Consider the following 13793-nt stretch of genomic DNA (forward strand, 5'->3'; position numbering starts at 1 on the left):
TTTTATCCAACAACCTCCCCCCACACAAGTATTTATTTATATTTTTGCCAAAAAAGTGAACAATCTCTTTCTCAAGCACTATTGCTAGTAGGTTTTTAGCGTTATTTTTAGTACATTACAGCATTAATTTTACGGGTTGAGTTGTTATGAGTTTTGTTGAAGTTGCTATTAAAGTCCCGCTTCCACGCACCTTTGATTATAAAATAGAAGAACAGCTCAGTGGCTTATCAATTCCCTTACTACCTGGCATGCGAGTTTTGGTACCTTTTGGTAATCAAAAAAAAGTAGCGGTTGTTTTGGGTATTAAAAGCAGTACCGACGTCCCTTTAAATAAAATTAAAAATATTATAGAGGTAATAGACGACGCCCCTATTTTAAGTGCCCAGCATTTAGAACTCCTTAGCTTTACTGCCCGCTATTATTGCTATCCATTAGGCGAAACTATTCATATAGCGCTACCTGGTGCACTTCGCCAAGGTGAATCGCCTGATAAAACCAGTATTAATATGGTTGCCCTGACAGAAAAAGGTGCAAAAGTACCGTCATTAAAAGCTAAAACACAGCTCAACCTATTAAAGCAGTTATCGCAATCAGGTAAGTCATCATTAACTGAGTTAAAAGCACTGGGCTTTAGTAAAAAAACAATAGATAGCTTAATAGATAAAGAACTCATAACACAAACTATTGAGCACGATAACCAATGGCAAAGTGTTGCTCCAACCGTCGGTAGTAAACCAGTACTTAATAAAGAACAAGCGGTTGCTTGCACAGCTATAAATCAAAGTACTGGCTTTAGCAGCTTCTTATTAGAAGGCGTAACGGGCAGCGGTAAAACCGAAGTGTATTTACAGTGCCTAGAAGAAGTACTCAAACGTGGCGAGCAAGCCCTCGTACTCGTGCCCGAAATCGGCCTAACACCACAAACCGTAAACCGTTTTCGCCGCCGCTTTCCTGATACACCCATTATGCTTTGGCACTCAGCCCTTACCGACAACGAACGTTTACAAACATGGCGTTTTTGCGAAAAAGGCAGTTGTGCGATAGTTATTGGCACACGTTCGAGTATTTTTCTGCCATTTTTAAAACTCGGTATGATTGTTGTTGATGAAGAACACGACTCGTCATTTAAACAACAAGATACCCTTCGTTACCATGCTCGTGATTTAGCCGCTTACAGAGCTTTTCAGCATAAAATCCCGCTTATATTAGGCAGCGCCACACCCGCGCTTGAAACACTTCACAAAGCAATTAATAACAAATACCAGCTATTAAGTTTAACGGAGCGTGCGCAAACAGCGACTGACAATCAGTTTAAGTTACTCGATATGAAAGGTCAGCCCGACCAAGCAGGTATTGCACATGCAAGTCTTGCTACTATGCGTCAGCACTTAAATCGCGGTAAACAGGTTATGGTATTTTTAAATCGCCGAGGTTTCTCACCCACCCTTATTTGCCATGAGTGCGGTTGGTTGAGCGAGTGTAAACGATGCAGTACCAGCGCTACATTTCATAAAGCGATTGGGCAAATGATCTGTCATCACTGTGGCGACCAGTACCCTGTCCCTCACCAATGCCCTGACTGTGGAAGTACGCAAATATTTCCTAACGGTAAAGGCACAGAGCAAATTGAAGAGTTTTTATCGACCGAATTCCCTGATACACCTGTTACTCGTATAGACCGCGATTCAACTCGCCGTAAAGGTAGCCTTGAAAAAGCACTTGATGAAATAAACCTAGGCGGCGCACGCATTTTAGTGGGCACACAAATGCTTGCCAAAGGCCATCACTTTGCAGATGTAAGCCTTGTTATAATTTTAGATGTAGATAGCGGCTTATACTCATGCGACTTTAGAGCGACAGAGCATTTAGCGCAATTAGTCACCCAAGTAGCGGGGCGTGCTGGACGTTCAGGTGAGCCTGGTCAAGTGTTATTACAAACACACTTTCCAGAACACCCTCTTTTGCAAGACTTAGTTAATAATGGTTACCAAGACTTTGCCCGCTTTGCTCTTAGTGAGCGCGATGATGCTGACTTACCGCCCATTACAAATATGGCCATTGTGCGTGCACAAGGACATAGTATTAAACTAGTCGTCGATTTTTTGACGGATTTGGTTCCTGTGAATGGGGTATCTGGTATACAATTGCTCGGTCCGATCCCTGCCCCACTTGAAAGAGTCGCAGGTATGTATCGTTTTCAATTGCATATTCAAGCGCAAGATCGTCGCATATTACATCAGTACCTTGCGCAAATGGTTGATTATTTAAGTACCAGTAAACTTGCACAAAAAGTACGCTGGAGCTTAGACGTAGACCCTATAGACATGATTTAGGTTAAGGCCAAAATAACACCATGGCACAGCACGATTATATTAATAAAAAGCCTGCAGGCAGAAACAGTAAAAAAAACGCACCCGCTAAAAAACCATTTCCTATTCTTTTAGCCGTTATAGCCATCTTACTTGTAGGTGGTTTTGCCTACACACTATGGTTTATAAAAAGTAATGCCGATCCAAAGCTTGTCGAAAAACAAGCTAACCCAACTGCACCCGCAAAAGTAGAAGTTGTTATTCCACGTACACCGGAATTTATTAAAGAAATTAGAAACCACGAGATTCAAGTTGAAGTAAAAGAACTTGAGCAAAAAGGTCCTTATGTTATGCAATGCGGTTCGTTCAGAACTCATGCACAAGCTGAATCATTAAAAGCTAAAATCGCATTTGCAGGGCTCATTTCTGAGATCAAACAGGCTGAAGGCAGCAATGGCACTTGGTATAAAGTACGTTTAGGCCCTTATAAAACCAAACGCCAAGCCGAAAGCGATAAAAACAAACTTAAACGTGTAAAAATAGTCGGCTGCGGAATTTGGGGCTGGACTTGAAAATAAACCATTCACCCATATAACCTCATCATAATCGTTTTTTACGAGTTGCCTCTGCAGCTCGATGATGAGGAATAACATGACTACTATCGTAAGTGTTCGCCGCGGCGACAAAGTTGTAATTGGCGGCGATGGCCAAGTTTCACTTGGTAACACCGTAATGAAGGGCAACGCCCGCAAAGTTCGACGTCTTTATAATGGCAAAGTAATCGCTGGTTTTGCCGGCGGTACTGCTGATGCCTTCACTCTTTTCGAACGTTTTGAAAGCAAATTAGAAATGCACCAAGGTAACCTAACTAAAGCCGCAGTAGAAATGGCTAAAGATTGGCGAAGTGACCGTGCACTTCGAAAACTCGAAGCGCTGCTCGCTGTAGCAGACGAAACAGCCTCTTTAATTATTACCGGTAATGGCGATGTAGTTCAGCCAGAAAACGATTTAATTGCAATTGGTAGTGGTGGTAACTTTGCGCAATCAGCTGCAACCGCCCTTTTAGAAAATACAGATTTAAGCGCTCGTGAAATAGTAGAGAAAAGCTTAACTATTGCAGGCAACATCTGCGTATTTACTAATAACTTCCAAACAATCGAAGAATTATAATAGGAACTATTATGTCTGATATGACCCCAAGAGAAATTGTTCACGAGCTAGATCAGCACATTATAGGTCAGGCTAAAGCTAAAAAAGCAGTCGCTATTGCGCTTCGTAATCGCTGGCGCCGCATGCAATTAAATGAAGATTTACGCAGTGAAGTAACACCAAAAAATATATTAATGATTGGTCCAACAGGCGTAGGTAAAACAGAAATTGCCCGCCGTTTAGCAAAACTTGCTAACGCACCATTCATTAAAGTAGAAGCGACTAAATTCACTGAAGTTGGTTATGTTGGTAAAGAAGTAGATACGATCATACGTGACCTCGTTGATGTTTCAATTAAAATGACTCGCGAACAGCAAACTAAAAAGTTTAAACATCGCGCCGAAGAAGCAGCAGAAGAGCGTATTTTAGATGCACTTTTACCACCGGTTAAAGATCAATATGGCGAAAGCCAACGCGACGATACTTCATCTACTCGCCAAACATTTCGTAAAAAATTACGTGAAGGTCAATTAGATGATAAAGAAATCGAGATTGAACTAGCGCAAGCTCAATCAAACGTAGAAATTATGGCGCCTCCTGGTATGGAAGATATGACCAACCAGTTACAAAGCATGTTTCAAAACATGGGCGGCGATAAACGCACTAAACGTAAGTTAAAAATTAAAGAAGCCTTCAAACTATTAACAGAAGAAGAAGCCGCTAAATTAGTAAACCCTGAAGAGCTAAAAGAACAAGCTATTTTTGCAGTAGAGCAAAACGGTATTGTGTTTATTGATGAAATAGACAAAATTTGTAAACGTGGTGATTCTTCAGGCCCTGATGTGAGCCGAGAAGGTGTTCAGCGCGACTTACTACCGCTAATTGAAGGCTCAACAGTAAACACTAAACACGGTATGGTTAAAACTGACCATATGTTGTTTATTGCCTCAGGTGCGTTCCAAATGTCTAAACCATCAGACATGATACCTGAGCTACAAGGTCGCTTACCGATTCGAGTAGAACTTGAGCCACTAACTGCAAATGACTTTAAACGTATCCTGACAGAGCCGCATGCATCGCTTACTGAGCAACAACGAGAGCTCCTTAAAACTGAGCAAGTAACGATTGAGTTTAGTGATGATGCTATTGAGCGTATTGCTAAGGCTGCGTGGCAAGTTAACGAAAAAACCGAAAACATCGGTGCTCGTCGCTTGCATACTGTGATGGAAAGATTGATGGAAGAAATTTCATACGATGCTTCTGAAAAAGCAGGTTCATCACTTGTTATTGACGCCGCTTACGTTGAAAAACATCTAGGTGCACTTGTTGAAGATGAAGACTTAAGCCGCTTCATTCTATAAAACGAATATAAACGTTATACTAAAAGCCTCCAGATTGGGGGCTTTTTAATGGGGTATATAAAATGAAACACGTTACAAAAGTGCATTACCACAGCGTGAGTAAAAATTTAGATGTTTATTTTGACGACGATAGCCAAGCAGTCTTTAGCTGTGAATTTTTACGCGTTCACTCTCCCTCTGCTGAAGTGCAAGGCCATGGCTCTGGCCCTATGAAATTGGTTTTAAATAAACAATCTGTAGGTATAAAAAACATAGTACCTGTTGGGCATTATGCACTGCGTTTAGATTTCGATGATGGTCACAATAGCGGACTGTTCAGTTGGAGTTACTTTGAAAAACTACAAGCGCAGCAACAAACGTTGAGCGATGAATATTCGGCACGCGTAGCCGAGCACGAACAAAACAAAAACAGTGTACCAATAAAGTTTATTCCTTAAACCTTATTGGTAACTTTAGGTGGGTATTTTTAGATTAGTTAACCTAAACCCTGGTTAAAATATTTACTATCCAGAGTTCAGGTTAGTTACACTTTAAACTTATCAATAGCGCTAAATAACACTCTAGCTTGCTCAGATACTTCTTCGCTAGTTTGGGCGTTTTTAGCAGCATGTTCAGTTGCATCTTGCGCAATGTCGCGAATTCTTACTACATTTTTATTAACCTCTGATGCCACTTGGCTTTGCTCGTCAATAGCAACCGCTATTTGAGAGCTCATTTCCATTATTGTTTGTACATCTTCAGTAATTGCGCCTAATAACTCACCTGCTTTAATTGCTTGCGAGGCACTTTCATCGCCTTGAGAACGACATTTGTGCATAATACTCACCACTTCTTGAGTACGCTGCTGTAAGGTACTTATAATACCTTCAATCTCACTCGTGGACTCTTGAGTACGCTTCGCTAATGAACGAACCTCATCTGCAACAACAGCAAAACCACGACCATACTCACCAGCACGTGCCGCTTCTATTGCCGCATTAAGTGCGAGTAAATTTGTTTGATCTGCAATCCCCCGAATTACATCAAGCACTGAACCAATTGTTTCGCCATCTTTTTCAAGTTGCGATACTACATTTGATGCATTCCCTAACGAATCAGATAGGGCTCTAATGTGCTTAACGGTAGAGTCAACTTCACTGCGCCCTTGTTGAGCACTTAAGTTTGTTGACTCTGCTTTTTTAGCAGCCGCTTCAGTATTATGTGAAATATCCTGAATCGTCGCCTGCATTTCGGTGGCTGCAGTTGCAACCATGTCGGCTTCATGTAATTGCTCTTGCATACCGGAGCTTGTTGCTGCGGTACTTTCTGATAAATGCTCTGTTGCTATGTTAAGCGTATTTAAAGCACCATTAACTTCGTTAATTAAGTTTTTAAAATCGCCTATTAAACTATTAAAGTCGACCGTCATGGTGGTAATTTCGTCTTTACCTGTTTGCTCTATCATCACGCTTAAATCATTATTACGACGAATGTCGTTAATGGTGTGATAAACCCGCTCTATAGGCACAATAATCGAGCGGCTCGTGAAATAAACCAACATTAAAACAATAATGCCAGCAATCACAAAAATAAGAATGGCTAAAAATTGTGCCTGTTCAACGCTTTTATCTACCTGCTGCTTAGTGCTTAATAGTATCTGCGCAACGATTGCATCACTTTGTTCAACACTTTTACGCATTTTTCCAAGTGCTCCTGAATTTAAATCTAAGCCCAATTCAACCTGTGCCTGGACCAATGCTTGAAATTGCGTTTGGTAGGAATTTAAAAAGCCATTTAATTGAGCTGTATACCCCGTATCAAATTGAGCCTGAGCGATTTGCTGCTTTAAAGTATCAACCCCTTCATCAAATCGAGTTAAATACTTAAGATCAAAACGTAGCATAAAATCTTTTTCAGCCCGTCTTAATTGTAATATAGAAGATAAGAGTTTGTAATTATCTTGCTCTTTGAGCAAGCTTTCGACCTCGTGTACTGCACTTCTTAGTTCGCCATACAGCCCATCTTTTGGGTGTAATCCTATGCGTTTTTGTAGCACAACAACACTCATAAAGTCATTGCTATAAGCACTTACCAAATTATCGAGATTACTTATTTTTTGGGTTTCGATACCCTGCTCTTGCATAATTACATTCAACTTAGCAATTTTACTTTTAAGCTGGTTATAATCTTGTTCAAATAAGTCTAATGCTTCTTCTTGTTTATAAAAAAGAAAGTTTTTTTCATGTTTACGCAGTTCTAATTCATGGATATTAAGCTCTTCAGCAAGCTGAATTGTTTTATTTAAGCTTAACGTTGTTCTCGCTTCATAAATTATTACGCATAAAAGGACCACCATTGCTAAACCAACAACGACTGCGTTTAACTGTAAACGTCGTTTGATTGTTAAGTTTTGTAAAAAATTCATCGCTAACGCCTTTTTTAAATATGCATTTGTATTATAGCTGATAGCTCAGGAGCGACTCATTAATTAACTTTTTATTATTGGTTATTCTAAGCTACTTAATTATGATGGCTATAAAGCGACACTATCCCACAAACCTTTGTGTAACGATTGTGTGTTATTCCACTGTTGTTTAACCAACCAATCAATTAAAGGCTCGGGATCGCTAGGGTAATTTATTTGCTTATTTTGCGGGGCGCTATTCCAGTCATCAAGGGCTTGCGGGTTTAAATAGTTCATAACATGCGCCATGCCCATGGCAAACAAAGTTTGTGCATTTGCGGTTTGCTCAAACTGCCCATCTAAAGGCTTTAATAGTAACTTCTTACCTAACTTAAGCGCTTCACTGGCAAGCTCAAACCCCGCATTACCAATAACGCCACTCGTGTTTGCTAAGTCATTTAAAAAACCAGAACGTGAGGGGGGTCGCAAATGTATATGTCCAAAAGACTGATTGCAGGCATTTGGGTGATAACAATAAAATTCTTTTTCGGGAAAGTCTTTTAAGTAATCAACAATGCTATCTAAGTTTTCAAACGGTAAATATACCAATACCTTATTTAGTACCGCGACAGGATTCTCATGATTATGATGAGCAATAAAAGGCGGGATTATATTATTTGCAAATGGCTTCCAGTGTACGCCTAAGTAGGTAGATGCTGGTGCATAATGCTTGATGAGCGATTTTCTAAGTACACCACGACCAAATATAGGTACGTTTTCTGACAAAAATGCGGCTTGGTGACTAATACCGATAACGGGTATATCGGCCCGTTTTGCAGCCCATGCTGTGACTGGCTCAAAGTCATTAAGTACAAAATCGTACTGTTTTATATCAAGCGATTTTATATCACTCACCAGCTTACAAACTCGCATGTTTTTAAGTGTTTTTAAATTTTTGACTTGCCCATTTTCAGTACTAAACGATAAGCCCCGATACGCTTTATAATCTGAAAATTCGTGCATATCAAAGTAATCTTTATTTGCTCGCCCTGAAAACACATAATCAACATCAATACCAAGTTTATTAAAGCAGCTTGCCATAACCCTAGCCCGCGTTATATGACCATTACCGGTACCCTGCACTCCATACAATATTTTCATACAGGTACCACGAGCGCTAATGCGAATAAGCCACAAACACTGCCAATAATCGCACCTATAATAATATCAGCAGGAAAATGTACGCCTAATACAACACGAGAAATAGCCACACCAGCAGCCCAACTAAGTAGTAGCCATATATATTCAGGGAAAAAGTGACTTAGTATAATCGCAACTAAGAACGCTGCAGCGCTGTGGCCCGAGGGCAAACTAAATTTATCACTTGGTACTATGTAAGCATTTGTTACTAAGCAGTCGCATGGACGGATGCGGGCAAATCTATTTTTGGCCAGTAAATAAATGGGCCTTTCTATAGCAAAACCAACTAATATCGTTACAGGTAATAATTGTTGCTGCTCATTATTACTAAGCCACCACACCGCTAAACACACAAGTATGTAAAGCCCTCCATCACCGCTTTTAGATAAGCCAAACGCCATTGTTTTAAACCACTTCGGTGAGTTGCAATTAAACAGAGTTAAAAATAATTGCTCATCTAGCAGAGCTGCCCTTTTAAACATATTATTGTTATCCATCACTTCCCCCTCATTGCATAATATATGAACACCGATTTAGCTTATGTGTTGTAAATAACAATTGAGTGACGCTTTTAAGACACTATTATTGCGATTAATGATTTAGCGCTTGTTTTGTCTAAATTTACTGCGATTAAGTCGTTGTTATTGCTTATAAGGAGGGTATACTGAGGTATAAATTAATGTACCTTTTGAGGATAAAATAATGGATTACAGCACTTCTGATTTATGTGACCACTTTGCTGATGTGGTTGACGTGCTAGAGCCAATGTTCATCAACTTTGGTGGTCGACACAGCTTTGGTGGCCGCATTAAAACGGTTAAATGTTTTGAAAATAATGAACTGATCCGCGAATTACTTTCTCAAGACGGTACAGACTTAGTGCTTCTTATTGATGGTGGTGGCTCAACTCGCCGTGCACTTATTGATATTGAATTGGCCGAACTTGCACTTGAAAATAACTGGAATGGTATTGTTGTTTACGGCGCAGTACGCCACGTTGATGAGCTTGAAGAACTTGATTTAGGCATTCAAGCAATTGCTTCTATCCCTGTTGCAGCTGACAGTGAAGGTGCTGGCGAGGATGCTATAGGCGTTAACTTTGCCGGTGTATCATTTTTTGATGATGACTTTATTTATGCCGATAGTACTGGCATTGTTTTATCTGCAGAAGAATTAGAATTGGAAGTTGTAGAAGTATAACGTGACCTCCCATTTAAAAGTATATGATGAAAGCGCGGTTAGAGCACTTTGCTCTAACCGCGTAAATGAAAAAAAAGCATGGCAATCAATGGCCTTGCTAGACACTCAAGTAAACCTGCAACAAGCACTTATTGACGCAGCTCAATTTGGCATTCGCTACGTACTTCTTGGTATTTGCGAAGATATTGGCCCAAAAGCAAATTTAGGAAATGGCGGTGCAAACGAAGCATGGTCTGCTTTTTTAAAACGTTTTTTAAACCAACCCCATAATCAATTTATCGCCACTCAAAAAGTACTTTTATTGGGTGAAGTAAATACTGATGATTTAATGGCGCAAAGCAACCAACTTAATAATCAGCAAGCCCAGCAGTTAACTCAATTACGAGATTTATGCCAACAACTTGATGAACGCGTAGAGTCAGTATTAAGCCTTATTTTTAAAGCAGGGCTTGAGCCAATCGTCATTGGCGGAGGTCACAATAATTGCTTAGGTATTATTCGCGCGCTAAGTAAGTCAAAAAACACGCCTGTTAATGCTATCAATTTTGACCCTCATGCCGATTTTAGAGAATGTGAAGGTCGCCATAGTGGTAATGGTTTTCGCTACGCGTATAACGAGCAACATCTAAGTAATTACCATGTTATTGGCTTACATGAATTAAAAAATAATCAAGCAATTATAGATGCAATGAGTGAAGCTAACTTTAAATTTGATAGCTATCAATCTATACAAGTTAAGCGAAAAATTACACTAACGCAGGCAATTGAAAATGCACTAAGTAATTTTAATGATTTACCTCTGGGTGTTGAAGTTGATTTAGATAGTATTACTTATATGCCAGTTAGTGCGTATACATATTGCGGATTTAGTGTGAGTGACACTGAGCACTTTGTGCATTTAGCTGCAAGCCACCGGCACTCTAAGTACTTACACTTATGTGAAGCAGCGCCTAACCAGCATCCTAACGGGTTAGATGCCGGTGCTGCCCATGTAGGGCAAGTGATTAGTGCACTTGTAAATAGCTACCTACAAGCCAAAGAAAACACTTAACGTTGTTGAACCGATCGCCACTCTTTTAGCCAGCTCATTAAACCGATACTACTTAGCGGGTGACCAAAGTAATAACCTTGGGCAGCATAACCTTTTAAGCTTTTTACAAACTTAAGTTGCTCAAGTGTTTCTACTCCTTCAAAAATCACTTTTGTTTTTTGTTGGCTATGCATATCAACCATTCCACCAACTAAACTGCGTATATTGTTTTGATTACTAAAGTCAGCGGTAAGTGAAGGTGAAACCTTAATATACTCAACCGCTAAACTTGGCAACTTAGAAAGTAGTACCGGGTTATCACCAAGTCCATCCACACATACTTTTAAGCCTATGTTATTAAGCCTTGCGATCATGCCTCGGCCTTTGTCATCTAAACCAGCAAAAATATGTAAAGGGCATTCAACAATTAAGTCTCCCGCCTCTAAGTGATGTTCATTTATAACAACATCAACAAATTCAACAAACTCTTCATTTAGCATTTCAGGGCCAAATACGTTAATGCTAAGCGGTATGGAAATACCTTCTACTCTAAGCGCCATTGCAAGCTCAGCGGCTCTCTCCATTACAAATTTAGCAAGCGGATAACCAAGCCCAGCTATTCTTATGTCGTCAATAAAACGATTAGCAGATAAAATCCCTTGCTTAGGATGCTGCCAACGCAGTAGTAATTCTAAAAACTCAATTTGACCGTTTTCGTTACAAATTATAGGTTGAAAATAGAGTTCTAATTCGCTCGAAAAATCAATATTTGCTAATTCTTTTAGTCGCGCTTGTTGCTCTCGCAGTTCAATCATCATTTGTTGATGATAAGGCACAACCTTGCGATTTGGGTGGCTATCGAGTGCTAGGTATGCGTACGATATTAAATTATCAAAGTTATTGTCTTGCTCATTACAATCAACATAACTCGCCCTCGCTTTTACCTCTACAGTGCAGTTAGCAACATTAAATGGCTTAAGTGTTGCACCCAGTATTTGTTCAATAACCAACTCATGTAAATGTTTTTGATTCGCGAAACTACAAATAAATGCAAAGTTAAGGCCCCCTAAGTGGGCTAGCTTTTCTTGCCCAACTAAAGTCACTATTTCGTCACTTGAAAGCAGTTCTTTTATTCGATTAGCCGATTGTGCTAAAAGTATATCGCCAAAGTCACGTCCTATATGCTGGTTAACTTGCTCAAACCCTTCAAGACGAATAACGATTAACGCTGCATTTACTTGCTTGTTGTCGCACCATGCATAGTAACCTTGGCGTAACTGTTTTCTATCTGCAAAAACCGAAAGCGGAGACTCTTCTATAAATGTATCACCTGTAGGTTCTGGCTCTATCACGACTTCTATTTCAGCGCTTTCGTCATTTAAAAAGCCAACAATAGCTAATAATAATATTGCTAACACAACCCAAAATAACGGAACTTCCAATAATAAATGAGCTGAAAATAGAACAACAAATAAAAGACCAGCCATTGAGCTGGTAATAATCATGCTCCAATTATTTCGCTCAAAGGCTTGCCATAAATGAAAGCAAAATCCAAAGGCAAGTAAAATGGCAAGCCAAGCTGCGCCCGTACTCAAAATAGCCAAACCAACAGCTGCTGTGCATAAATAGCTAAATTTAATACTGGCATTTTTAACGGAAAATAAAGTGGCAATCATCGCCATCAATAGTGCACCACTAAAAAATATTGGGAAGTTACTGTCGGTTAGTATGTTCAAATTAACGGCATCCGTATTCGCTAAAAAAGTTTAAACCAGATTATATGTGGGCAAAAATAATACAAACTAGTTAATTCTACCCAAAATCCATAAATTTAACAGTTTATTTACGCCAAATTGGTAACTTAATTGTGATGGATGACTTATTTGCCAATGCGCAATATCAGCTCTTGCACCAACCTTTAAAATACCACGGTCGTCTAACCCTAGTGCTTTAGCAGCATTGCGAGTAACACCTGCCAATGCTTGCTCGGGTGTTAATCTAAACAATGTGCATGCCATGTTCATCATCAAGTGCACTGAGCACAGCGGTGAAGTGCCAGGATTAAAATCACTCGCAATAGCTATAGGTACTTTATATTGATTAAGTAACTCAATAGGTGGGAATTGTGTTTCTCTTAAAAAATAAAATGCACCGGGCAATAACACCGCGACCGTCCCAGCGTTTGCCATGGCTTTTACACCCTCTTCATCGAGATGCTCAATATGATCTGCCGAAAGGCCATTGAACTGCGCCACCAGCTCAGCACCATGTTGATTAGATAACTGCTCAGCATGGCATTTTACTGGGAGGTTATGCTTTTTAGCCGCCTGGAAAACACGTTTGGTTTGCGAATAACTAAAGCCTACATTTTCACAAAATACATCGACTGCATCAGCAAGATTATTAGCCACTACCTGATCAAGCATGTCAGTACATACCAAATCAATATATTCATCAGCACGGCCTTTGTATTCAGGCGGTAGAGCATGCGCCCCTAAAAAAGTAGTTTTAATATCAATAGGATGATGCTCACCTAATAAACGAGCTACTTCTAATATTTTTATCTCGTTTTCAGTATCTAGCCCATAGCCTGACTTTATTTCAACAGTGGTTACACCTTCTTTTAACAACGTATTTAAGCGATCTTTTGCATCAACAAATAATTGATCTCGATCGGCTGCTCTCGTCGCTTTAACCGTACTTGCTATGCCACCGCCTTGTGCCGCAATTTGCTCATAACTTACACCCTGCAAGCGCTGCTCAAACTCTTGCGACCTTGAACCTGCAAACACTAAATGTGTATGACAATCTATTAAGCCCGGCGTTAACCACTGCCCTTTTATACTCAATGTCGGCGTTGCAAACACATCAAAACTGGGCAATGTTGATTGCTCTCCAATCCACGCAATTTTACCATTTTTGATAGCTATAGCAGCATTTTCGATTGCGCCATAAGGGGCATTTATATTGCTATCCATAGTGGCAATATTGGCATCAGTTAAAAGTAAGTCAATTTCTTCTAACTCATAATTTTTTGTTGTGCTTTGCATTTTACAGCCCTTTTTACGCCCAGAGTGATGAAAATATAGTCTAACAACCCATCTTGTATATACAAGGTAATTGTGTCATCTTATTTATATAGTTTATTTTTAATGTAACCA

Annotated in this window: 12 protein-coding genes; 7 read left to right on the top strand and 5 right to left on the bottom strand. The window is 39.7% G+C overall.

What is annotated here, in order from left to right; genetic code table 11:
• The first annotated feature begins 146 nt into the window (after window positions 1-146).
• The 5 genes from priA to I6F50_RS07055 all read left to right on the top strand — a co-directional run bounded on the left by priA (window position 147) and on the right by I6F50_RS07055 (window position 5256).
• Window positions 147-2333: a primosomal protein N' gene (gene priA / locus I6F50_RS07035; protein WP_007582030.1), complete on the top strand. Its 2187-nt coding sequence runs from the start codon at window positions 147-149 to the stop codon at window positions 2331-2333.
• 20 nt (window positions 2334-2353) lie between these two features.
• Complete coding sequence (locus I6F50_RS07040) at window positions 2354-2881, top strand: SPOR domain-containing protein (protein WP_007582031.1); 528 nt, start codon at window positions 2354-2356, stop codon at window positions 2879-2881.
• Between the two features lie 79 nt (window positions 2882-2960).
• Window positions 2961-3479 (top strand): ATP-dependent protease subunit HslV, encoded by a 519-nt coding sequence (hslV, locus tag I6F50_RS07045; protein ID WP_002958366.1) that lies wholly within the window; start codon window positions 2961-2963, stop codon window positions 3477-3479.
• Window positions 3480-3490: 11 nt separating this feature from the next.
• Window positions 3491-4819, top strand: coding sequence for an HslU--HslV peptidase ATPase subunit (gene hslU / locus I6F50_RS07050; RefSeq protein ID WP_024594430.1), 1329 nt, complete (start codon window positions 3491-3493; stop codon window positions 4817-4819).
• Between the two features lie 62 nt (window positions 4820-4881).
• Entirely contained in the window at window positions 4882-5256 is a 375-nt protein-coding gene (locus I6F50_RS07055) for a gamma-butyrobetaine hydroxylase-like domain-containing protein (RefSeq protein WP_010553804.1), read from the top strand.
• 86 nt (window positions 5257-5342) lie between these two features.
• On the opposite strand, the gene I6F50_RS07060 is transcribed toward I6F50_RS07055, so the two are convergent.
• From I6F50_RS07060 to I6F50_RS07070, 3 genes are all read right to left on the bottom strand, one after another.
• A complete protein-coding gene (locus I6F50_RS07060) occupies window positions 5343-7223 on the bottom strand; it encodes a methyl-accepting chemotaxis protein (protein ID WP_165728107.1) in 1881 nt (626 codons plus the stop codon).
• A 108-nt stretch (window positions 7224-7331) separates the two neighbouring features.
• Window positions 7332-8363, bottom strand: coding sequence for an MJ1255/VC2487 family glycosyltransferase (locus I6F50_RS07065; protein ID WP_165739483.1), 1032 nt, complete (start codon window positions 8361-8363; stop codon window positions 7332-7334).
• Window positions 8360-8899, bottom strand: coding sequence for a phosphatase PAP2 family protein (locus I6F50_RS07070; RefSeq protein ID WP_033026551.1), 540 nt, complete (start codon window positions 8897-8899; stop codon window positions 8360-8362). Before I6F50_RS07070 ends, I6F50_RS07065 begins: the two co-directional genes overlap by 4 nt.
• Window positions 8900-9104: 205 nt before the next feature.
• Here I6F50_RS07070 and rraA point away from each other — a divergent pair, with 205 nt between their 5' ends.
• Window positions 9105-9602 carry a ribonuclease E activity regulator RraA gene (gene rraA, locus I6F50_RS07075; protein ID WP_002959955.1) on the top strand — a complete coding sequence of 166 codons (498 nt, stop codon included), beginning with the start codon at window positions 9105-9107 and terminating at the stop codon, window positions 9600-9602.
• A gap of 1 nt (window position 9603) precedes the next feature.
• The gene (locus I6F50_RS07080; RefSeq protein ID WP_165728105.1) at window positions 9604-10653 is read left to right on the top strand and encodes a formimidoylglutamase; all 1050 of its coding nucleotides are present in this window, start codon (window positions 9604-9606) and stop codon (window positions 10651-10653) included.
• Here the strand turns inward: I6F50_RS07080 and I6F50_RS07085 are convergent.
• Window positions 10650-12314, bottom strand: a complete 1665-nt coding sequence (locus tag I6F50_RS07085) for a GGDEF domain-containing phosphodiesterase (RefSeq protein ID WP_197161174.1) — start codon at window positions 12312-12314, stop codon at window positions 10650-10652. The two genes, I6F50_RS07080 and I6F50_RS07085, sit on opposite strands and share 4 nt — an antisense overlap.
• Before the next feature lie 120 nt (window positions 12315-12434).
• Window positions 12435-13682 (bottom strand): imidazolonepropionase, encoded by a 1248-nt coding sequence (gene hutI / locus I6F50_RS07090; protein ID WP_197175820.1) that lies wholly within the window; start codon window positions 13680-13682, stop codon window positions 12435-12437.
• Window positions 13683-13793 lie beyond the last annotated feature (111 nt).

It is taken from the genome of Pseudoalteromonas sp. NZS127_1 (genome assembly GCF_015864295.1).
GTDB lineage: Bacteria > Pseudomonadota > Gammaproteobacteria > Enterobacterales > Alteromonadaceae > Pseudoalteromonas > Pseudoalteromonas arctica.